At 69.1% G+C, this 22,742-nt stretch carries 16 protein-coding genes; 7 read left to right on the top strand and 9 right to left on the bottom strand.

Features of this window, described 5'->3' with window-relative positions; translation table 11 throughout:
* Positions 1–20 precede the first annotated feature (20 nt).
* The 3 genes from frr to pyrH form a co-directional block, all read right to left on the bottom strand.
* A complete protein-coding gene (gene frr / locus L3V18_RS12845; protein ID WP_237055505.1) occupies positions 21–578 on the bottom strand; it encodes a ribosome recycling factor in 558 nt (185 codons plus the stop codon).
* A 129-nt stretch (positions 579–707) separates the two neighbouring features.
* Positions 708–1,607: a cation diffusion facilitator family transporter gene (locus tag L3V18_RS12840; RefSeq protein WP_237055503.1), complete on the bottom strand. Its 900-nt coding sequence runs from the start codon at positions 1,605–1,607 to the stop codon at positions 708–710.
* Between the two features lie 168 nt (positions 1,608–1,775).
* Positions 1,776–2,498, bottom strand: a complete 723-nt coding sequence (gene pyrH, locus L3V18_RS12835) for a UMP kinase (protein WP_237055501.1) — start codon at positions 2,496–2,498, stop codon at positions 1,776–1,778.
* A 331-nt stretch (positions 2,499–2,829) separates the two neighbouring features.
* On the opposite strand from pyrH, the gene L3V18_RS12830 reads away from it, so the two are divergent.
* The 4 genes from L3V18_RS12830 (at position 2,830) to L3V18_RS12815 (ending at position 10,904) form a co-directional block, all read left to right on the top strand.
* A complete protein-coding gene (locus L3V18_RS12830) occupies positions 2,830–3,375 on the top strand; it encodes an RNA polymerase sigma factor (RefSeq protein ID WP_237055499.1) in 546 nt (181 codons plus the stop codon).
* Entirely contained in the window at positions 3,372–4,361 is a 990-nt protein-coding gene (locus L3V18_RS12825; protein WP_237055497.1) for a FecR family protein, read from the top strand. The genes L3V18_RS12830 and L3V18_RS12825 overlap by 4 nt, the downstream gene beginning before the upstream one ends.
* 198 nt (positions 4,362–4,559) lie before the next feature.
* Positions 4,560–7,400 carry a TonB-dependent receptor gene (locus L3V18_RS12820; RefSeq protein ID WP_237055495.1) on the top strand — a complete coding sequence of 947 codons (2,841 nt, stop codon included), beginning with the start codon at positions 4,560–4,562 and terminating at the stop codon, positions 7,398–7,400.
* A gap of 306 nt (positions 7,401–7,706) precedes the next feature.
* Entirely contained in the window at positions 7,707–10,904 is a 3,198-nt protein-coding gene (locus L3V18_RS12815) for an autotransporter domain-containing protein (RefSeq protein ID WP_237055493.1), read from the top strand.
* A gap of 364 nt (positions 10,905–11,268) precedes the next feature.
* Here the strand turns inward: L3V18_RS12815 and tsf are convergent, their stop codons facing one another.
* From tsf to L3V18_RS12785, 6 genes are all read right to left on the bottom strand, one after another.
* The gene (tsf, locus tag L3V18_RS12810) at positions 11,269–12,141 is read right to left on the bottom strand and encodes a translation elongation factor Ts (protein WP_237055491.1); all 873 of its coding nucleotides are present in this window, start codon (positions 12,139–12,141) and stop codon (positions 11,269–11,271) included.
* Positions 12,142–12,286: 145 nt separating this feature from the next.
* Positions 12,287–13,120 (bottom strand): 30S ribosomal protein S2, encoded by an 834-nt coding sequence (rpsB, locus tag L3V18_RS12805; protein WP_237055489.1) that lies wholly within the window; start codon positions 13,118–13,120, stop codon positions 12,287–12,289.
* A 313-nt stretch (positions 13,121–13,433) separates the two neighbouring features.
* Positions 13,434–14,483: a Csu type fimbrial protein gene (locus L3V18_RS12800; protein WP_237055487.1), complete on the bottom strand. Its 1,050-nt coding sequence runs from the start codon at positions 14,481–14,483 to the stop codon at positions 13,434–13,436.
* Positions 14,480–16,843, bottom strand: coding sequence for a fimbria/pilus outer membrane usher protein (locus L3V18_RS12795; RefSeq protein WP_255783988.1), 2,364 nt, complete (start codon positions 16,841–16,843; stop codon positions 14,480–14,482). The genes L3V18_RS12800 and L3V18_RS12795 overlap by 4 nt, the downstream gene beginning before the upstream one ends.
* Positions 16,827–17,606: a fimbrial biogenesis chaperone gene (locus tag L3V18_RS12790; RefSeq protein WP_237055484.1), complete on the bottom strand. Its 780-nt coding sequence runs from the start codon at positions 17,604–17,606 to the stop codon at positions 16,827–16,829. The genes L3V18_RS12795 and L3V18_RS12790 overlap by 17 nt, the downstream gene beginning before the upstream one ends.
* A 9-nt stretch (positions 17,607–17,615) precedes the next feature.
* Positions 17,616–18,119 carry a Csu type fimbrial protein gene (locus L3V18_RS12785; RefSeq protein ID WP_425493528.1) on the bottom strand — a complete coding sequence of 168 codons (504 nt, stop codon included), beginning with the start codon at positions 18,117–18,119 and terminating at the stop codon, positions 17,616–17,618.
* Positions 18,120–18,380: 261 nt separating this feature from the next.
* Here L3V18_RS12785 and map point away from each other — a divergent pair, with 261 nt between their 5' ends.
* Genes map through dapD form a run of 3 tightly spaced genes read left to right on the top strand, consistent with a single transcriptional unit; the run spans position 18,381 to position 22,740 of the window.
* Entirely contained in the window at positions 18,381–19,157 is a 777-nt protein-coding gene (gene map, locus L3V18_RS12780) for a type I methionyl aminopeptidase (protein WP_237055482.1), read from the top strand.
* Positions 19,154–21,856 (top strand): [protein-PII] uridylyltransferase, encoded by a 2,703-nt coding sequence (glnD, locus tag L3V18_RS12775; RefSeq protein ID WP_237055480.1) that lies wholly within the window; start codon positions 19,154–19,156, stop codon positions 21,854–21,856. The genes map and glnD overlap by 4 nt, the downstream gene beginning before the upstream one ends.
* On the top strand, positions 21,856–22,740 hold the full coding sequence (gene dapD / locus L3V18_RS12770; protein ID WP_237055478.1) for a 2,3,4,5-tetrahydropyridine-2,6-dicarboxylate N-succinyltransferase: 885 nt from the start codon (positions 21,856–21,858) through the stop codon (positions 22,738–22,740). The genes glnD and dapD overlap by 1 nt, the downstream gene beginning before the upstream one ends.
* Positions 22,741–22,742: the final 2 nt, after the last annotated feature.

Below are 22,742 nucleotides of genomic sequence, written 5' to 3'. Positions count from 1 at the left end.
CTGGTCGACGGACAGACCCGTCAAACCGCCATCAGTTCCTGTTCCTTGGCCTTGACCACGTCGTCGACGTCCTTGATCGCGCTGTCGGTCAGCTTCTGGATCTCCTCCTCGCTGCGGCGCACGTCGTCCTCTGTGATCTGCTTTTCCTTCAGCAGCTCCTTGACCTGGTGGTTGGCGTCGCGGCGGATGTTGCGGATCGCGACCTTGGTGTTCTCGCCCTCGCCGTGGACGACCTTGGTCAGTTCGCGGCGGCGCTCCTCGGTCAGCGCCGGCAGGTTGATGCGGATCACCGTGCCGGCGGTGTTCGGGGTCAGGCCGAGGTCGGAGTTGATGATCGCCTTCTCGACAGCCGAGACCATCTGCTTCTCCCAGGGCGTGATGGTCAGCGAGCGCGCGTCGGTGACCGCGACGCTGGCGACCTGGGTCAGCGGCATGTCGGAACCGTAGTAGTTGACCTTCAGGTGGTCGACCAGCGCGGTCGAGGCGCGGCCGGTGCGGACCTTGGTCAGATCGTGGCGGAGCGCATCCACGCTCTTGGCCATGCGGGTCTTGGCATCAGTCTTGATCTCGTTGAGCATCGCCGGCTCCGGTCCTGTGTCGGTAACCGCGGGATTATAGCGGGGCTTGTCAACCGGGAGGCGGCGGGCGGCAGAAACGGCGCGTTCGTTGCCCGTGCTGCGGCCCGGCACGACCGCCGCCGGTGCGGCTCAGCCTCCGTGAGGCGCGCGCACGTGGCGATCGTGCTCGCAGGCGTTGCCGTGCTCGACCTGCAGGGTCGGATGGTTGATGCCGAACTTCTCGTCGAGGGCCCGGTTCAGGCGGTCGATGAAGGCGTCGTGGTCGCCGCAATCCGGCCGCACCATGTGCGCGGTCATCGCGATCTCGCCGGCGCCGAGCGACCAGATGTGCAGGTGATGCACGGCCGATACGCCGGGCTGCTCCAGCAGGAAGGCCTGGACTTCGTCCTGGTCGATGCTGGACGGCACCGCGTCCATTGCCGCGTTGAAGCTTTCGCGCAGCAGTCCGAACGCGCTGATCGCCACCACCGCGCCGATCAGCAGCGCGGTGGCCGGATCCAGCCAGGCCCAGCCGAGCCAGCCCATGCCGAGTCCGGCGAGCACCGCCGCGAGCGACACCGCGGCGTCGGCGACCAGATGCAGGAACGCGCCGCGGCGGTTGAGATCGTGATCGTGGCCGTCGCGTACCAGCCAGGCCCCGCCGAGGTTGACGGCGATGCCGATCGCCGCGACCACGATCACCGTCATCGCCGGAATTTCCGGCGGCTGGCTGAAACGCCGCATCGCCTCCCATGCCAGCGCCCCGGAGAACGCGACCAGCAGCAGCGCATTGGCCAATGGCGAGAGCAGGGTCGCGCGGCGCCAGCCGTAGGTGTGGCGGGCGGTCGGCGGCCGGCGGGCGAGCACCGCCGCTCCCCAGGCCAGGCCCAGCCCGAGCACGTCGCCGAGGTTGTGCAGAGCGTCCGACAGCAGCGCCAGCGAATTGATCGCGAAGCCGTAGCCGGCCTCCAGCGCGGTATAGGCGAGGTTGACCAGGGTCACCGCGGCGAACGCGCGGGTACCGTCATGGTGATGGTGGTGTCCTGACATGCGGCGATGGTGGCATGCCGCGCGGGAGGACACTATTACGGGGATTCGGGACTCCGCAGCCCGCAGCCGGGCGGGAGCCTGGTAGGAGCGGCGTAAGCCGCGATGAGGTTGTCCCGTGAAAGCCCGGTCGAGGCTTACGCTGTTCCTGCAGCGGCCAGCAGGGCCGCCTCAGCCGCGTCCAGCGACAAGCGTGCCGATGTTCTCGCCCTTCAGGATACGCAGCAGCACGCCGGGCTGGCCCATGTCGAAGATGCGCAGCGGCAGTCCGCTGTCGCGGCACAGTGCGAACGCGGCGGTGTCCATCACCTGCAGGTCGCGCGAGATCACCTCGTCGTAGGTCAGGGTCTCGTAACGGGTCGCGTCGGCGTGCTTCTTCGGGTCGCGGTCGTAGACGCCATCGACCTTGGTCGCCTTCAGCAGCAGGTCGGCGCCGATCTCGATCGCGCGCAGGGCGGCGCCGGAATCGGTGGTGAAGAACGGATTGCCGGTGCCCGCGGCGAAGATCACCAGCCGGCCCTTCTCCAGGTGGCGGATCGCGCGCCGGCGGATGTAGTCCTCGCACACGTCGTTGATCTTCAGCGCGCTCATCACCCGAGCCTTGCCGCCGCGCTTTTCCAGTGCGTCCTGCATCGCCAGCGCGTTGATCACGGTCGCCAGCATGCCCATCTGGTCGCCGGTCACCCGGTCCATGCCGGCGGCGGCCAGTCCGGCGCCGCGGAAGATGTTGCCGCCGCCGATCACCAGCGCGACCTCGGCGCCGGCCTGCTGGGCCTCGATGACCTCCTGCGCCAGCCGGCCGATCATCTTCGGGTCGATGCCGTAGTCCTCGTCGCCCATCAGGGCCTCGCCGGAGAGCTTCAACAGGACACGGCGATAGGCGAGCGGGGACATGGCGACCTCAACGATGGATAAACCCGGGAATTCTATCCGAGGTAGGGGGAGCGCCACGAGATCCGTTCAGGTGGGCATGACCGCGCTTTCATTGCCACTGCAGGGAGGGACCGGGGCGAGTGGCCCGTCGGTACGCCGCCTGCGTGGCTCGTGGTACAACAGGCCGCCACGGCGGTCGGATGACGAAGCATTCCGGTGCGCCGGTCATCACGTCGCCGCCGGAGCCATACCCGCCGATGTTCCGCCACCGGCCCACCGCCGCCCCGAACGCCCCGTCCCGCCGGAGGGACGGTTAGTGGCCGCGTCGGCATGGGGGCGCGAGGACCGGGAGATGTCCGCGGGCGCCGAACAGGACCGGGAGTTCGAGGCGTTCATCCGCGAGCAGCGCTCGATCCTGGTCGGCTATCTGTGCCGCCGGCTGCCGGAAGAGGACGCCAAGGATGTCGCCCAGGAGGCGATGGTGCGGTTGCTGCGCTATCGCGGCCTGCCGCAGGAGCAGTTGCGCCGGCTGGTGTACCGGATCGCCGCCAATGCACTGCTCGACCGCGGCCGCCGCAGCGGCGGGACCGCCGCGCCGCAGCAGGTCAGCCTGAGCGTGGACCATGACTGGCTCGCCTCGCCCGAACCGAGCCACGAGCAGCGTATCGACACCCAGCAGCAACTGGTGCATGTCAGGCGCCTGATACTGGAGCTGCCGGAGCGGTGCCGCGAGGTCTATCTGCTCAACCGCATCGAAGGCATGAGCTATCCGCAGATCGCCGAGCGCTTCGGCATCTCCGTCAAGGCGGTGGAGAAGCACATCAGCCGCGCGCTCAAGGGGCTGCGCGAGGGACTGGCCCGGGTCGAGGGCGGCGGGCCGGAAGAGGAGGCGACGTGAGCATCGGGCACATCACCCGCCTCGACGATCTTGCCGCGGATTGGCTGGCGCGGCTGGAATCGCCCGAATGCACGGCGGCGGAGCGCGAGGCGTTCGAGGACTGGCTGGCCGCCTCGCCGCGACACGTCGAGGCGTATCTCGAGGCCGAGCGCCTGCATGCGCTGGCGGCGATGCTGGCCGGCGACGGGATGTTGCGTGCGGCCGCCCGCGAGGCGCATGGAGGCCGGCGTCCTGCCGTATCCGCACGGCGACGGTCTCGCTGGCCCGGATGGACCGCAGCGGCCGCAGCGGTCCTGGTGCTGGCGATCGGTGCGGCGACCTGGCTGCGGCCAACCGGGCCAGCGACGGTGACCGGTTACGCGACCGCGGTCGGCGAGCAGCGCGAGATCGTGCTCGAAGATGGCACCCGGATGCTGCTGGATACCGATACGCGGGTGACCACGCGCTACGACGACGACCTGCGCGTGGTCGAGCTGATCAGTGGCCGGGCCCGTTTCGAAGTCGGGCCGGATCCGGACCGGCCGTTCCTGGTGCGGGCGGCGGCCGGCACCGTGCGCGACATCGGCACCACCTTCCAGGTCAGCCGGCGGGGCGACGAGATCAATGTCGGGCTGATCGAGGGCATCGTCCTGGTCAGCCATGGCGACGATGGTCCCGGTCGCCGGCTCGCGCCCGGCGAGCAGGTCCAGGTCGATCCGCGGGGCCGCTTCACCCCGACCCGTGCGCTCGACCTGGAGGTCGCCAAGGGCTGGCCGCGCGGCGAGCTGGTTTTCCGCAAGCGCCGTCTCGACGATCTGCTGGTCGAGATGAACCGTTATTCGGAGCTGCCGCTGCGGCTGGCAGATCCTGAACTGGCGGGCATCACCGTCAGCGGCGTGTTCCGTGTGGATGAGCAGGCAGCGCTGATCGATGCGCTCGAGCAGGGGTGGGGCCTGAGGGCCGAAGCCCGGGCCGACGGCATCTTCCTGCGCGCTCCCCGGGGGTGATCCTCCTGCCGCGTTCCTGTCCGCATCGCGGATGCCGCTGATGACCCTCCGGCCGTCCGGGACGCCACTGGCCGGATGGCCGGCAAGGACGCCGGCACGGCGACATGACCCTCCGGAATGGCTGGATGAATCACCCGATTGCCTGCACCGTCGGGGTTTCCGTAATGTGGGCGGATGCTGACTCCGATTCCCCCGCGGATGGCCCGGGCCTGTCTGTTGATGGCCGTGTGCGGCGTGTTGCCGCTGCGCAGCGGTGATGCGTGGGCGGTCGTGCAGTCCGGGCAGGCCCTTGCAGAGCCGGAGGCGCGGCTGCATCTGGACCTCCCGGGCGGCTCGCTCGACGCGGCGCTGAAGGCGCTCGCACTGCGCAGCGGCATCCAGATCCTCTATGCCCCCGGGCAGGTCGAGTCGCGTCGGGCACGCCCGCTGCGCGGACGAATGACGCTCGAACACGCATTGCGCTACCTGCTGGAGGGCAGCGAACTGCAGGCCGAGCGGGTCAACGCGGATACCTTCGTGCTGAAGGCGATCGCGGCGCCTGCGCCGGCCAGGGCGCCGCTGCAGGCCGCGCCTGAGACCCCGCAGGGTCCGGTCGAGATCGCCCGGGTCGAAGTCACCGGTTCGCGGATTCCGCGCATCGACATCGATGCGGTCACGCCATCGCCGATGACCCTGATCACCCGCGACGACATCGAAGCCAGCGGCTTCCAGACCCTGTTCGAGCTGTTGCGGTTCCAGCCGGGCATGATCGGCCACCATCCGGTCGCGATCGCCGCCGATGGCGGGCCGAGCTTCCAGCAGCCGTTCAACGTCGCCGCGACCACCAGCCTGAACGCGTTGGGACCGCGGGCGACCCTGTTCCTCGTCGACGGCAGGCGGGTGGCCAATTACGGGCTGACCTCGTCCGAACTGGGTGGGCTGACCGATCTGGACGTGATTCCGCTGAGCCTGGTCGAGCGGGTCGAGATCCTCCGCGGCGGCGCCTCGGCGATCTATGGCGCCGATGCGATGGCCGGCGTGGTCAACATCATCCTGCGCAAGCAGCAGAAGGGCGGTGAAGCGCTGGCCCGCTACGGCCGCTCCGGCCGCGGCGACGCCGACGAGCGCCGGATATCGCTGAGCCATGGCATCGATACCCCGCGCGGCGGCAGCGGGATCCTGGCGGTGGACTGGCTGGACCGCGAAGCGCTGCCCGGAGATGCGCGCGACTGGCACAGCCGCGACCACCGCCGCGAAGGGCTGTTCGACTGGCGCTATCCGCTCGGCTACTTCGTCGACGGACGTCTGGTCAGCCTGCAGTGCGGCAACGCTCCGGCCGATGTCGCCCTCGACTGCCGGTTCGATCCGGCCCGCTACACCGACCTGCAGCCCGCCAGCCGGCGCCTGTGGCTGTACGGCCATGTCGCCGAGCCGCTGTGGGAAGGCGCCACGTTCGAGTTCGACGCCCGCTACAGCGAAGCGAGGCAGGAGCTGGAACATCCCCCCTTCCATGCCAGCGTCACGTTGCCGGCGGGGCACCCGGACAGTCTTGAGGACGGTTCGCTCAACTACGTTTTCTTCGAGCTGGGGCCGGTGGTCAATCGCAGTCGCAACCGCAGCCTCGATCTCGATGCGGCGGTGAAGGGCTGGCATGGCGAATGGGCGTGGGACGTGTCGCTGTCGCACCACGAGAACCGCGTCACCAGCCGCATCGACGGGCAGGTCAGCAACGAGGAGATCGAACGCTCGGTGTTCCTGGACCGCTACCGGTTCGACGGCACCCCCAACGACCCCGCCATCCTGGATACGATCTCGCCGACGTTCACCCTGCATGGCGAGGCGACCTTGCAACAGCTGTCCGCGGGGCTGGAAGGACCGCTGTTCGCGCTTCCGGGCGGCGAGGCGCGGCTTGCGGTCGGCGGCGAATTCATCCGCAACGGCCTGGTGCACAGGCCGGATGCAAGACTGCTCGACGACGATCTCGCGCTCGGCACGCCCAAGACCGCGCTGGACAGCCATCGGAACAGCGGTGCGTTGTACACCGAGCTCGGATTGCCGCTGCTCGACAACCTGCAGGCCGAACTGGCGCTGCGCTTCGATGCTCCGCAGGGCTACGACAACCGGTTCTCGCCCAAGCTCGGCCTGAAGTGGTCGCCGCGCGACACGCTGACGCTGCGCGCAACCGCGGCCACGGGTTACCGCGTGCCTTCCCTGTTCGAACTGCGGCGTCCGAACGTCATCGAGGAGCGTACCTTCGTGCTCCAGACCGACGAACTGGGCCCGTGTGCGGACGAGCTGGCGCTCACGCCGTCCCGGTCCCTGTGCCTGGTCACCCTGGGCGCGCTCGAGAACCCTGACCTCGAACCCGAGACCTCGCGCAGCCACACGCTGGGTATCGTGTGGGCGCCGTCGCCGGACTTCAGCCTGAGCTTCGACCACTTCCGCATACGGCGCAACAACGAGATCCTACCCGGCAGTGCGTTCGACGATCTGGCGGCCTTCCCCGATTCGTTGCGCCGGAACGCGGATGGCCAACTGGTGGCGATCGACAGGTACTTCGAGAACGTCGGCGTCACCGATGTGCGCGGCTGGGAAGCCGAGATGCGCTGGCACCTGGATGCGGGCGATGCGGGGGACTTCTCGCTCGTGCTGGCGGCGCATCATCTGTCCCGGGTCGACCGGCGCGCATGGGATGGTGCGCCAATCCACGACCATGCCGGCTACGGATCTCCCAACGGCAATCTGCTGGGATCGTTGCAATGGAGGCGAGGCGACTGGACCAGCACGCTGGGGTTGCGTGCACGTGGTCCGTACTGGGTCGGCTCGCCGGATACCGGCTGTCCACGCTTCAACGGCGGCCGCTGCCGCACGCCCGGACGCGGCGTGCTCGACATCGACGTCGCCTACAACGGAATTCCCGGTTGGCGGCTGGGGGTGAATGTGCGCGATCTGGCGGATCGCGATCCCGTCAATTACGACACCGAGCGCGATGGCTACGACGTCGCCTACGACGATCCGCGCGGTCGTTACGTGCTGCTGAGCGCGCGTCACCGGTTCTGACCTTCTTTCCCTGGCCCGTGGCCGGCCCGCGGGTTCCGCTGCAGCGGACTCCGTTGCTGTCTCCGGCTTTCTCCCGCTCGGGGTAGGGGGTTTTCCGGCATGTCCGTTATTGCTTCCGTCGTCGCTTCGACAGAGCCGACGGCGCGCGCCGCATCGCGGCGCGCATACCGGACATCCGCGCCAGGACCCGTCATGCCGGGTGCGCGGAACCATGACAGGAACAAGTCGACCAGGGGAGTAGGGCTCGAAATGCAGCAGTCTGGAAATTATTCGTCGGTACTTCGGGGTAGCCGGTCCGGAAGTGATGTGAACGGCACACGGAAGGGGCATGTCCGTTCGGCGCTGTCGAGCGCGATCGTCGCCGCCCTGCTGTTTGCCGGCGCCGGCACCGCCGCGGCGCAGGATGCGGGATACCAGGAGGAAGGGCGCGCCGGTGATGCCGACAGCTGGCGCAGCGACGAGTTCAACGCCGATTGGGGCCTGGAGGCGATCGGTGCGCATCACGCCTACGCGCGCGGGCTCAGTGGCCGCGGTATCCGTCTGGGCGTGTTCGACAGCGGCGCCGACAGCCGCCACGGCGAATTCGCGGGCAAGGATCTGCGTTCGATCCTGATGGCCGATCCGGGCTGCGCCAGCGAGGCCGTGCTCGACGGCCCCGACGCGTGTTTCCATACCGAGGGCGACCGCGCCCAGGTCGAAGTCCTGCGGTATACCGACGAGGACCGTGCCCTGGTCGACCTGCTGATCCAGTTCGGCTGGCTGGTGCCCGACGCCAACGAGATCCTCGAGGGGATCGCGGGCGTTTCCTACAACACCCACGGCACCCATGTCGCCGGCACCATGCTGGCCAATCGCGATGGCAACGGTACCCATGGCGTCGCCTACGGCGCGGACCTGACCACCGCGCGCCTGTTCGCGAACAGCTATTCCGACGTCACCGCACTGTTGTCGGGGATCTTCGGCGTCGACTTTGGCGGCACCGAGCTCGCCATCGGCCCGGGCAGCGAAGCAGTCGCCGCGATGTACGCGCAGATGTCGGCGCAGGGCGTGCGCGCGATCAACCACAGCTGGGGCCTGGCCAGCGAGCCGACGACGGCGGAAGAGATGGACGGGCTCTACAACGCGGAAGGCGTCGCGGAGTACTTCGACACCTACATCGCGCCTTCGACCCGCGACGGCATGCTGCAGGTGTGGGCGGCCGGCAACGACAGCGGCAATATCGCCGGCATCTACGCGACCCTGCCGCGCTGGGTGCCAGAGGCCGAGAAGTACTGGCTGAGCGTGGTCAACATCAACCAGGGCGGCGGCATCGACGGCAGTTCCAGCATCTGCGGACTGAGCATGGACTGGTGCGTCGCCGCGCCCGGCACCGACATCACCTCGAGCGTGATCGGCGGCGAAGTCGACATCGAGCTGGTGCACGACGACCAGGGTAACCTGGTCGGCTTCGAAACCGTCGACGAGCGCCCGCAGTTCGGCTACGGCGACCTGACCGGCACCTCGATGGCGACCCCGCACGTCACCGGCGCGCTGGCGCTGCTGATGGAACGCTTCCCCTATCTGGACAACCCGCAGGTCCGCGACGTGCTGCTGACCACCGCCACCGACCTGGGCGTGGCCGGCGTCGACGAGATCTACGGCTGGGGCCTGATCAACCTGGCCAAGGCGATCGATGGCCCCGGCATGCTGCGGGTCGACACCAATGTCGCGATGAACGCGTTCGCCGGCGGCGAGAAGGTCTGGGAGGGCCCGGCCTGGGACGACTGGCGCAACGACATCGGCGGCCCCGGGCGCCTGACCAAGTCGGGCGTCGGCTGGCTGCGCCTGAGTGGCGACAACAGCTTCGGCGGTGTCAGCGTCGAGGACGGCGTGCTCGAGCTCGATGGCGACAACGCGCTGTCGGCGGCGGCAGAGGTCGACGGTGGATTCCTCGTGCTCAACGGCACGCTGCGCGACACCGACCTCAACGTCAACGACGGCCTGGCCAGCATCCAGGGCACCGTGACCGGCGGCACCACGGTGGTCGGCGCCGGCGGACGCCTGCACGGCACCGGCACCCTTGGCGACACCCGGGTCGAGGGCGTGATCGCACCGGGGAACTCGGTCGGCACCCTGAACATCGACGGCGATTACACCCAGGTGGCCGGCTCGGTGTTCGAAGCCGAGATGCTGGCTTCCGGTGGCGCCGACCTGATCGACATCAGCGGCCGTGCCGATCTGCAGGGCGGCACAGTGCGCGTCCTGCCCGGCAGTGCAGGCACCTACCTGCTGGGCCGGAGCTACAACATCCTCAGTGCCGCGGGCGGGATCGAGGGTGCCTTCGCCGGCGTCGACAGCAGTGCCTTCTCGCCGTTCCTCGACTTCAGCTTCAGCTATTCCGGCACCGGGGTGGGGATGGACGTCAGTCGCGGCATGGCCCTGGCCGATGCCGCCGCCACCCGCAACCAGCGGGCGGTCGCGACCAGTGCCGACGCCCTGGCGATGGATCACCTGCTTGCCCAGCGTCTGACCCAGTTGTTCCCGGAGCAGGCGACCGCGGCATTCGATCAGCTCAGCGGCGAGCTGCATGCCAGCGCGCAGTCGGTGCTGGTCGACAGCCAGCAGCACGTGCGCGAAAGCGCGCTGGCGCGCGCCTCGGCCGGACAGGGGGCGTTCGCCCGCCAGGACGGCACCGGCTCCGCCGCCTGGGTGGAAGTGCTGCGCGGAAGCGGCACCCTTGACGGCGACGGCAATGCCGCCCGCACCGAGTACAGCGGCAACACCACGCTGCTGGGCTACGACCACCGCTTCGAGAGCGGCTGGCGTCTCGGTGTGCTCGGCGGTACCGCGCGTACCGACCTGGACGCGCGCGCGCGTGCCAGCGAGGGCGACGTCACCGGCTACCGAGTGGGCATCTACGCCGGCCATGCGTGGGGTGGCTTTGGTCTGCGCGGCGGCCTCACCCACGACAGCAGCGAGATCGATGTCCGCCGCAGCGTCGCGTTCCAGGGGCTGCAGGACCAGACCCATGCGGAGTACGACGCCACCGTCACCCAGGGCTTCATCGAGGCCGGCTACCGGATGCAGGCGGGCGCGTGGGAGTTCGAGCCCTACCTGCAGTACGCACGGGTCGGGTTCGACACGGACGGCTTCCGCGAGGACGGCGGCGTGACCGCGCTCCACGGCGAGGGAAGCGACGGCGATGTCGACCTGACCACCGCCGGCCTGCGCTTCAACATCAACCTGAAGGCCGCCCATCAGGCGGACAGTTGGCTGAGCCTGCGCGGTGGCCTGGGCTATCGGGACGCCAGCGGCGATCTGCTGCCGGCCGCGACGCTGGCCTGGGACGGTGCCGAGGCGTTCACCGTGCACGGCGCGCCATTGGCCGACGATGCGACCGTCGCCGAGCTCGGCATCGCCGCCCGCCTGGGCGAGCGCAGCCTGCTGGAGTTCGGCTATCGCGGCCAGTTCGGCGACGAAGCGGATGCGCAGGGCCTGAACGCCCGCTACTCGCTGCAGTTCTGAGCGGAGCTTCCGGAGAGCTGGTCGGAAAGGTCCGGGTCGACCGGGTACAGGAAGGAGGGCGGGCACGGACGCCCGTTGCTGGCATCGAAGGAGCCGATGCCAGCCATGGATCGGCCTTGCTCCCGGCGCGACGGTCCCTGTTCCCATCGCGCGGGAGCTCCACTTTTTTCACCGGCCTGATTGCCGGTGCATTCCGCAGGACGCGGACAGGAAGATCCATCCGCTGCCGTCGTCAGTCCGGCACGCGGATGGTGCGTCGAGCCGACAGGGCAGTCGCCGTTGATTCCAGACGAAAAAAAGAAGGCCGCGGATCGCTCCGCGGCCTTCTCCATCTGCAGGCGGTGCCTGCGCAGGGCTGGGCGGCTTACGCCAGTCCGGCCTGCTTCATCACCTCGGCGGCGTAGTCCTCGACCACCTTCTCGATGCCCTCGCCGACGGCCAGACGCTCGAAACGCACGACCTCGGCGCCGGCGGCCTTGAGCACGCCCTCGACCGACTGGTTGGTGTCGAGCACGTACGGCTGGCCGTAAAGGGTGACCTCGTTGACGATCTTGTTGATCTTGCCGCCGATGATCTTCTCCAGGATGTCGGCCGGCTTGGCCTTGTCCTTGTCGCTCATCTTGGCCAGCTCGATCTCCTTTTCCTTCTCGATGAAGTCGGCCGGTACGTCGGCGGCCTTCACGTAGGGCGGGTTCATCGCTGCGACGTGCATCGCCAGGCCGCGGGCCAGGTCGGCGTCACCGCCCTTGAGTTCGACCAGCACGCCGATGCGGCCGCCGTGCACGTAGGCGGCGACGGTGTTGTCGGTGTCGATGCGGACCATGCGGCGCAGCTGCACGTTCTCGCCGACCTTTGCGATCAGTGCGGCGCGGGTTTCCTCGACGGTGGCGCCGTCGATGGCCGTGCCCTTCAGCGCTTCGATGTCGGCGGCGGCCAGCGCGGCCTGCGCGACGGCGTCGGTGAAGGCGACGAAGTTGGCGTCCTTGGCGACGAAGTCGGTCTCGGAGTTGATTTCGACCAGCACGGCCTTGCCGCCGTCCTGGGCGCTGGCGATGCGGCCCTCGGCGGCGACGCGGCCGGCCTTCTTGTCGGCCTTGGCCAGGCCGGACTTGCGCAGGTTCTCGGCAGCGGCGTCGATGTCGCCGCCGGTCTCCGACAGCGCCTTCTTGCATTCCATCATGCCGGCGCCGGTGCGCTCGCGCAGTTCCTTGACGAGGGATGCGGTGATTTCAGCCATGGGGGTACCTCAAATGGGTGTGGGTCGCTGGGCGACGTGCGGGCCATGCCCGGTCGATACAACCCGGCATGGGCCAACGATGTTTCCCGCCGGCGCGGGAGAGTGGTGCAGCCACGCAGTGTCGCGTGGCTGCATGACGCCCGCCTTACTCGGCGGCCGGAGCCTCGGAAGCGGCGTCGGCCTTGGCGGCCTTCTTGGCCGGAGCCTTGCGGGCCGGCTTCTTGGCCGGTGCGGCCTCGCTGTCGCCCTCGGCGTTCTCGGCGAAGTCTTCCTCGCGGACGGAGGCGGCGGTCGGTGCGGCGGCCTTGCCTTCCAGCACCGCATCGGCGGCGGCGCGGGCGTACAGCTGCACGGCGCGGATCGCGTCGTCGTTGCCGGGGATCGCGTAGTCGACCAGCTCCGGGTTGTAGTTGGTGTCGACGACCGCGATCACCGGAATGCCGAGCTTCTTGGCTTCCTTGATCGCGATGTCTTCATGGCCGATGTCGATCACGAACAGCGCGTCCGGCAGGCGGTTCATCTCCTTGATGCCGCCCAGCGAGGCTTCCAGCTTGTCGCGTTCGCGGCGCAGGCCCAGCACCTCGTGCTTGACCAGCTTGTCGAAGGTACCGTCGGTCTCGGCGGCCTCGAGCTCCTTCAAACGCGCGACCGACTGCTTGACGGTGCGGAAGTTGGTCAGGGTGCCGCCCAGCCAGCGCTGGTTCATGTACGGCATGCCGCAACGCTCGGCCTCTTCCTTGATGGTCTCGCGCGCGGAGCGCTTGGTGCCGAGGAACAGGATCATGCCGCGCTTCTGCGCGACGCCCGAGATGAAGTTCATCGCGTCGTTGAACAGCGGAACCGTCTTCTCGAGGTTGATGATGTGGATCTTGCCGCGGGCGCCGAAGATGTACGGGCCCATCTTCGGGTTCCAGTAACGGGTCTGGTGGCCGAAGTGGACGCCGGCTTCGAGCATCTGGCGCATCGTGATCTGGGGCATTGCTTGTAACTCCAGGCAGTGGAATCCGACCGCAGATCGGTTGGCGCGGCGGCTCCGGTGCGGGGCCGGGGCGGGATTCCGGGGTTGGGCCTCCCCGCTGCGTCCGTGTCCAGATCCCTGGCCCGGTGGGGGCTCGGGACACCCCGGCACGGCACGTGGCAGCGGGTGTGTATTTGCCTGCACCGGCGGGCGCTGCGCCCGGCATGGGCGGCTGTACGCAGGTCAAACCCGGACGCACAGCCCGAAAATCATAGCGGGAATGCTGCCTGCGAGCAAGATGCCCCCGGTTCGGGCAGTACCTGGCAGGCGGCCGTCAGTAGGTGACCGTGACCGTGACGACGTCGGCGTAGTCGCCCGCGGGGACCGACTGGACGGCAGGTACCCGGCCGTGGACGGACAGGCTCTGGACGGCGCCGGTGCCGGTCCCCTGGACGGTATCCGCACCGGGTGTCGCCCCCCAGCGCTGGGTGCGCGCGGCATCGCGATACAGCTCGTACTCGACGTGATCGGCGGTCGCCCCCAGCCGCATGCGACGGACCAGGCCGCTGGCATTCTGGCCGTTGTCTAGCGCGACGTCCCACGGCGTGCGTGCGGTGCAGGTCATCGTGATGGTGGACGTCTGGTCGATGTCGCCGTCGACCGGCCCGGCCACGGTACCGAAGTCGAGCACGGTCGCGCTGTCGATCGTGCAGCTGTCGGGGACCGTCGCACTCGCGGTGAACGGGAAGCTCGCGGTGCCGCCGCCGCCGCCGCCACTTGTGCAGGAGGACGGGTAGGCCGGGGTGCCGATGACGGATTCGGCATATCGGTACTCCAGCCGTGTGTGGATGCCGCTGAAGGGATTGTCGTAGGCGCCGGCGGCCAGTCCGGCCTGGACGGGAATCCGCGCCTGCATCGTGGCGCTGGCGGTACCGCCGCCGCCGAGTACCGGTACCTCGTACTGCAGGTCGATCTGGACCGGCGTCGGCGTGGCGGGGATCAGCCGGTCGCCCCATATCTGGGTGCGCGCCGGGTCCTGGTAGATCTGGAACTGCATCGCGTCGCCGAAGGCGTTGGTCATCCGGCGTGGGGTGGTCGTGCCACTGCCGCTGGCGCCCTCGCCGATGTTCAGGCACATCCGGACCCGGGCCGTGGCCAGCAGCGACAGCCCGAAGGTGTTGCATTCGACGGTGACGGTGGCGGTGGAGTCGACATTGCCGGTTCCGTCCGTCGTGCCGAAGCTCAGCGGCGTGCTGCTGGCGGTGCAGGTCGTCGTGGCCAGAGCACTGAACGGCAGCCACGACAGGACCGCCGGCAACAGCAGCGCGGATGCGGTCGCACGAACGCGGGACATCGCGCGGCCGGCGGCGATGGAGTCGATCATGGCGCTGTCTCCTGCAGGCATCGCAGCGGACCGATGCGTGGAATCGCGTCCTCGGCTTCCGGGTAGAGGAAACTGGCGTGGCAGAGCGTGCCGGAGGGCGTCCTTGCCGACAGGCGATTGTGTCCGGCGAGTTCTTCGAGATAAGTCTCGCCATCATGACCGACGATCGCGCCGGTATCGCGGCCCTCCAGGTACACCCGGCTCCGCAGCGGCAGGGGCCGCCCGGAGGTGTCGTGAAGCACGATGACGGCCGCCCGTACCGGAGTGATCGCGAAGCGCACCCGCGCGCCGGAACGGTCGCCGGGCGTGGCGATCCGTTCGACATCGCCGATGCGCACGTCGATCGGCAGCATCATCGGATCGATCGACAGTCTGTTGCGCTGCCAGGCATTGAGCCGCGCGACCAGCAGCATGCCGTCGGCATCGGTGTGGCCGATCAGCCGATTCTCCAGCCGGACCGGTACGCCGGCAACGCCATCGGTCGAGACGATGGCGAACGCATCGTCGATGCGCCGTGCAGCGAAGGCGCGGCCGGCCATCAGCACCACGCTGCCGCTGGCCTGAAGATAGCCGTGTCGCAGGTCGCCGACCCGGGCGACGCCGACACCGAAGCGGCCATGTTCGTGGAGCCAGCCCGCTTCGGCCATGCCGCCGCTGCCGTCGTCGCCATCGCGCGCCTGCAGGCGCCAGCCGAAGCCGCCATCGCCCGGAACCGGTTTCGCGAAGTCGAGCAGGGCGGCGTCGCGGCCATGATTGCGTTGCCAGGACGTGCCGAACTGGCGGCCGTCGCCGAGGGAGACATTCACGTTCAGATGGATGCTGCGATCGCGGCTGTCGTCCAGGTTCTCGTTGTAGGACAGGTTCGCCGACCAGCCGCGGGCGAAACTGCGGGTCCAGAACACGCCGGCGTAGCGCGCCGAGGCGATCTCCGGGTCCGGATGTTCCAGCCGCACGTGGGTGATGCCGATGTTGCCCAGCGTCTCCGTGGTGATCCCGGCCAGCGCCCGGGTGCTGACGGATGGCGGGCGCGGGCCGTACAGCGAAGCGATGTCGCGATAATCGCCGTGGCTGCGCTGGCTGTCCACGGACAGGTTGAAGTGGCGGTTGTTCCAGCGGTAGCCGAGGGAGCTCTGCGACCCATGTCCGGCTCCCCGGCTGCGCGCATGCGAAGCGTTGAGAACACCGGCGCGGCCGATCAGCCACACCGCGCCGATGCCGGCATTGACCAGCCCGTCGCCTGCTTCGGCGTGCAGTTCGAGCGTGAACGGATCGGCGACTCCGTAGCGCAGATTGCCGCTCGCCACGAGTTCGCCTGCATAGGAAAACGACTCGACGCCGTAGTCCTTGCGTACCGTGCCGATGCTCAGCGACCAGTCCGACAGGCCCCTGGCCAGCAATTGCCGGGCGGAATAGAACGGAAAGTCGAGGCTGCGCGTCCGACCGAAAGCGTCGGTGATCACCAGCGTGGCATTGCCCGCGCCGGTCACTCCGGGCAATGCGTTCAGTTCGAACGGTCCGGCCGGCAGCTGGCCGCCGTACTGGCGCATGCCGTTCACGTACAGCTCGACCGCAGACGGAACCGCGACTTCACCGAGGAAGGCCGGCAGCGGCGTGGTGACACGGTAGGGCTGCAGGCCGAAGTTGCGACCGATCTGGACGCCACCCATGCGCACCGGCCGGGTCCAGTCCAGGAAGCCGCTGAAGACATCCCCCGCGCGCACGGTGACCGCATGCTCGGGAAACGACAGCTCCCAATGGCTGTCCAGCCGGGTGGTCCCGCTGTGCCAGCCGCCGCCGCTGGAGCGGTGCAGGCGGTTGACCGCGGACGTGCTGAACACGCCCGGGGCAACACCTGACAGCCGCACTTCGCCGACCGTGCTGAGCAGGGTGTTGCCTTCGTCGTCGCGGTCGGCGTGGACATCGTAGTTGAGCAGCAGGCCGGGCGAGGTGGCGGTGACCGGCAGGGGCGCGTCATCGGAAATGCCGATCACCGTGGTCGGCAGGTCGAGTTCCGTCAACGGTGCATCGATGACCATGCGCTGGCCGGCGACGTCGTAGCGGAAGCGGATGCCGGAGAGCTCGTCCAGCGCGATGGTGCCGGTGGTCCGGTCGCCGAGCGCGAGACCCAGCCGGCGCAGGTCGGCGGCGTTGGCTGCAAAGCGGGAGCCTTCGCGCAGGAACCGGACCAGCCGTGGGTGTCGGGTGTGGTTGAGCACCACTTCCAGGTACAGCACTTCGCCGTCCCCGGGAGGCGCCGCAGCCTGCGGCGGGTTCTCGGCGACGGTGGGAGGAGCCGCAGCCGCTGTGGCCAGCGGAACCAGGGCCGTGGCCAGCAGCAACGCGCTACCTGGCTTCGGCATCCATGGCCAATGTGCGTTCGACGGATTCACCGTTGATCCTTGCCTTGAACGCGCCATCCAGTGGACTGTCGAGCCGCTCCGGCAGTTTCCAGCGCCGGTTCCGGCCCGGCAGCACGTACCCGGACAGGCCGGGAGCGACGACGGTGCGCCGGCCGTCGGCACCGACGAACGCGAGATCCGCCACCTGCGCATGACCCTGGCCGTCGTTGCGGATCTCGATGAAGCGTTCGCGACCGTCGCCGACCACGTGCGCATGCAACGACGGCATGGGCGCATCGGGCTGCGGCGGCGCCAGGAACAGCGGTATCGAATAGCGCATCACGAAACGCAGCCCCGCCTGCGGCGACGGCTCCTGTCCATCGCCATCGCGTGCGACGGGGATCTCGTCGACGATGATCCGATAGCCGGTTTCGACGTCGACGGGAGGCGGCGCGGTGCGCACGACCCGGACCAGCTGGCGGCCGCCGGGGGCGATCTCCACCATCGGCGGGCTCAGCGCGATGTCGGTCGTGGCTTCCAGGCTGTCCTCGCCGCCATCCTGGTGCCAGCGGAATACCCGCAACTGCGCATGCAGCGGCGCGGTGCCGGTATTTCGCAGGGTCAGGCCCTCGGCGACCTGGCCGGTCCGGATGGTGATCGAGGTTGGCGCGACCTGCAGGTGGGTCGCCTGGGCCGCGGCTTGGAAACCCAGCAGCAGGGCGGCCGCTGCGAACGCCACTGCAAGCGGGGGGCGGCTGCCATGCCGCCACGCGAGGAGGGCCACGGCGGCGGCTCAGAAGGTGATCGTGGCCGTCACAACGTCAAGATAACTCGCAGCCGGAAAGTTGGCGCTTGGAACCCGCCCGTACACCGAATACGGCTGCACGGCACCGGTGCCGGTGCCCGCGACCGTGTCGGTGCCGGTGGTCTCGCCCCAGACGGTGGTGCGGGCGGCGTCGCTGTAGAGCTGGTAGGGGACCAGGTCCGCTCCGTTGGCCATCGCGCGTGCCCCGACGCCGCCGCCGCCGCTGTTCTGGCCGTCGTCGAGCGCGATGGTGTAACCCGTGCCCGGAGTGCAGTTGACGTTCAACTGGCCGATGGCATCGACGTTCGTGGCGCTGGAAGGCTGGGTGCCGAAATCGACGTCCGTGGGTGCCGGGGTGTCGATGGTGCAACTGCTCTGGATCGTGATCCGGACCTGGAAGGTCGTCGTCGCAGTCTGCGCCATGGCCGGATGGGCCAGCAGCGCCGCGGCGGCGAGAACGAGGATGGTGGACAGGTGTCTGGACATGGTCATGACGAGTAGCCCTCGACGCGTCGGTCCCCCCTGTTGCCCCGGAGAGACGTCGCGTCCGCCGCCGTCCCGAGGCCCGCACGTTGCGCGCTTCGTCCACCCTTCCACTCATCACTTGCCCTGTCAAGCGGTTTCGTGCCGCCGGAACCGAGGTGGCGTCGCGTGCTTCCGGCGGTTCGGCATCCGGTTCGGGCGTGCGGCCGGTTTGCCCGGGTGCGCGGGGGAGCGGGCCCGGCACGACCGGGAATGGGGGATAATGCCGGCATGGCCATCACCCTCAAGACTCCCGAAGAAATCGAGAAGATGCGTGTCGCCGGCCGCCTGGCCGCCGAGGTGCTGCAGGTCGTCGCCCCGCACGTGAAGGCGGGCGTGACGACCGAGGAACTGGACCGCATCTGCCACGACCACATCGTCAACGTGCAGAAGGCGGTCCCCGCCAACGTCGGCTACAAGGGCTTCCCGAAGACCGTCTGCACGTCGGTCAACAACGTCATCTGCCACGGCATCCCGAGCGAGGCCAAGGTCCTGAAGGACGGCGACATCGTCAACATCGACGTCACCGTGATCAAGGACGGCTGGCATGGCGATACCAGCCGGATGTACATCGTCGGCAAACCCTCGGTCATGGCGCAGCGGCTGGTCGACGTGACCCGGGAGGCGATGTTCCGCGGCATCCGCGCGGTGCGGCCGGGCGCCACCCTGGGCGATGTCGGTCATGCGATCCAGGAGTTCGCCGAAGCCGAGCGGTTCTCGGTGGTGCGCGAGTATTGCGGCCACGGCATCGGCAAGGTCTACCACGACGAACCGCAGGTGCTGCACTACGGTCGGCCGGGTTCCGGCGTGATCCTGAAGCCGGGGATGACCTTCACCATCGAGCCGATGATCAACGAGGGAAGCCGCCACACCCGCCTGCTGCCGGACGGCTGGACCGTCGTCACCAAGGATCGCAAGCTGTCGGCGCAGTGGGAGCACACGGTGGCGGTCACCGACGACGGCGTCGAGATACTGACGCGGCTGCCCGGCGACGACAACGACCTATGACGGCCGGGCCTGTCCGCGCCGGCGAAGCGGGGACGAGCGGCTCGGATGCCGAATGGGCGGCCCACGCCCGCGAGACGCTGGCGAACGAACAGACGGCGCTGGCCGCGCGTTTCGACGCCGGTGGCGACGTCGACCGCCTGCTGGCGGCGCGGGCGAAGTCGGTCGACCGCCAGGTGCTGGCCGCGTGGCGGCGCTGCGTGCCCGAGGGGACTGGCCTGGCGCTGTTCGCGGTCGGCGGCTATGGCCGTGGCGAGCTGTTTCCGCATTCCGACGTCGATCTGCTGGTTCTGACCGGCGACGAACCGGCTCGTGAAGAGGCGGTTGGCGGGGAGCAGGCCGGCGAAGGGCCGGCCGACGCTCCGTCAGCGCACGAGGATGCGTTGGCGCGTTTTCTGACCCTGCTGTGGGATGCGGGGCTGCCGGTCGGCCACGCCGTGCGCTCGGTCGCCCAGTGCAGCGAGGCGGCCGCGGCCGACGTCACCGTGCTGACCAGCCTGATCGAATCGCGTCCGCTGGATGCCGACGCAGGCGCGCTGCAGGCCCTGCAGGCGGCCGCCGCACCTGCACGGGTGTGGCCGGCGCGCGAGTTCTTCGAAGCCAAGCGGCAGGAGCTGCGCGAGCGGCACGCGCGCCATGGCGACACCTCCGACAACCTCGAGCCGAACCTGAAGGAAGGTCCGGGCGGGCTGCGCGACGTGCAGACCCTGCACTGGATGGCGCTGCGGATCATCGGCACCTCCGACCTCGAATCGCTGGTCGCGGTCGGCCAGCTCGGTGCCGATGAAGTGGCTTCGCTGGAACGCGAGCGGATCGCGCTGTCGCGGTTGCGCTACGGCCTGCACCTGGTCGCCGGCAAGCGCGAGGAGCGGTTGCGTTTCGACTACCAGAAGCTGCTGGCCGCGCGCCTGGGACACGTCGACACCGATGGCAGTCTCGCTGTCGAGCAACTGATGCAGGGCTTCTATCGCAGCGCTTCGCTGGTGCAGCGTATCGGAGAACGGCTGCTGCAGCGTTTCGAGGAACAGATAGAGGGCGAGCCGGTTCCCGAGCCGATCGACCGCCTGTTCGAGTTGCGTCGCGGCTATCTTGCAGCGTGCGAGGCGGAATGGCCGCGCCAGCCGTCGCAGATATTCGACCTGTTCGCGATCTGGGCTTCGCGCGACGAGGCGTCGAAAGGCGCCGGGCGGGCGATCCGCGGCCTGCATTCGCAGACCGCCCGGGCACTGGCCGAGGGGCTGCCGTCGTTGCCGGACTTCGCCGCCGCGGGGCCGGAACTGCACATGCGGTTCCTGCAGCTGCTGCGTGGTCCGGCGCCGGTGCAGACCCTGACCCGGATGGCGCGGCTGGGCGTGCTCGGACGCTGGATACCCGCGTTTGCGCGGGTGTCCGGACGCATGCAGTTCGACCTGTTCCACGTCTACACCGTCGACCAGCACACCCTGGCGGTGCTGAAGAACCTTTCGATCTTCGCCTCGGGCGAGCACGACGAGCGCTTCACCCTGGCGCGCGAGGTCTGGCCGCGCTTGCGCAAGCCCGAGCTGCTGCTGCTGGCCGGACTGTTCCACGACATCGGCAAGGGGCGCGGCGGCGATCATTCCGAACTCGGTGGCGACGACGCACGGGTGTTCTGCGACACGCTCGGCCTGAGCGAGGCCGATGCCGGCCTGGTCGAATGGCTGGTCCGCAAGCACCTGCTGATGTCGACGACCGCGCAGAAGCAGGACATCACCGACCCCGAGGTGATCCATCGCTTCGCCACCATGCTCGGCGACCGCGAGCGGCTCGATCATCTGTATCTGCTGACCTGCGCGGACATCGCGGGCACGTCTCCGAAACTGTGGAATGCGTGGAAGGACCGCCTGCTGGCCGACCTCTACACCGCGACCCGGCTGGCGTTGCGGCGCGGGCTGGAGCATCCGCTGATGGCGACCGAGCGGGCCGCGGAGAACCGCGAGGCGGCGCGCGCGATGCTCGCGGCGTTCGGTACCGGCGACGCGGAGATCGAGACGCTGTTCGCGCGGATGCCAGAGTCGGCGTTCCGCCGCGGACGCCCCGATCAGCTGGCATGGCAGGCGACCGCATTGCGCGGGGTCGCGCCGGGCGACACCCGGGTGCGCGCGCGTCCGGTCGCAGCCCACGCGGGCGCGATGGAGGTCTTCGTGCATTCGCCCGATCGCGACGGCCTGTTCGCCGCGATCGTGGCCACCCTCGACCGGCTCGGCCTGGCGATCCAGCAGGCACGCGTGCTGGACGGTCCCGAAGGGACGATCTTCGACAGCTTCGAGGTGATTCCGTCCGACCCGCGCCATATCCCGGCGGCCGAGGACATCGAGCAGCGGCTGGAGGCCGCCCTGGCCGGCGATCTCGACGAGGTCAAGCCGCCGCGCCGTACCCAGCCGCGTCACCTGCGCCATTTCCGCATCGCCCCGCAGGTCGCGTTCGACGCCACCCGCGGCGGGCGCACCCAGCTCAGCCTGGTCTGTACCGACCGCCCCGGCCTGCTCGCCGACGTGGCCCGCGCGCTTCGCCACCAGGCACTGCGGGTGCACGATGCCCGCATCGCGACCTTCGGCGAGCGCGCCGAGGACCTGTTCCAGGTCACTGCCGTGGACGAGAACGGCAGCGATCGCCCGCTTGACGAAAACCGGCAGGAGGCATTGCGTGCGGCGCTGCTGGCCTGCATCGAAGGAGACTGTTGATGACCCCGAAGAAGGAAACCGGCGTCGTGCCGGCCATGGCCGGCGGCATCGCCGGCGACGAGCTGCGGTTCGTGATCGAGAGTGCGTTCGAACGGCGCACCTCGCTGACCGTCGACGAGATCGACGGATCGACCCGGCCGGCGGTCGAACGCGTGATCGACGGGCTGGAGAGCGGCGAGTTCCGCGTCGCCGAGCCCGACGGCGACGGTGGCTGGAAGGTCAACGAGTGGCTGAAGAAGGCGGTGCTGCTGTACTTCCGCACCCAGGAGATGGAAGTCGTCGATGCCTATCCGGCGCCATTCTGGGACAAGATCCCGGCCCGATTCGCCGACTTCGACGAGGCCGCGTTCCGCCAGCTCGGCGCACGCGTCGTCCCTGGAGCCATCGCGCGGCGAGGCGCCCACATCGGCCGCGACGTGGTGCTGATGCCGAGCTTCGTCAACATCGGCGCGCACGTTGGCGAAGGCACGATGGTCGACACCTGGGCGACGGTCGGCTCCTGCGCCCAGGTCGGCAAGCACTGCCATCTGTCCGGCGGCGCCGGTATCGGCGGCGTGCTCGAACCGCTGCAGGCGACCCCGACCATCATCGAGGACCACTGCTTCATCGGCGCGCGTTCCGAGGTCGTCGAGGGGTTCGTCGTCGGTCACCACAGCGTGATCGGCATGGGTGTGTTCCTCGGCCAGAGCACCCGCATCTACAACCGCGCGACCGGCGAGATCAGCTACGGTTCGGTGCCGCCCTACAGCGTGGTCGTGTCCGGCCAGCTGCCGGCGGCCGACGGTTCGCACTCGCTCTACTGCGCGGTGATCGTCAAGCAGGTCGACGCGAGGACGCGCAGCAAGACCAGCATCAACGATCTGTTGCGCGGGCTGGCGGACTGAGC

The sequence above is a fragment of the Marilutibacter chinensis genome (assembly GCF_021725675.1).
Classification (GTDB): Bacteria; Pseudomonadota; Gammaproteobacteria; order Xanthomonadales; family Xanthomonadaceae; genus Marilutibacter; species Marilutibacter chinensis.
This window is presented reverse-complemented; position numbering and strand designations above follow the sequence as displayed.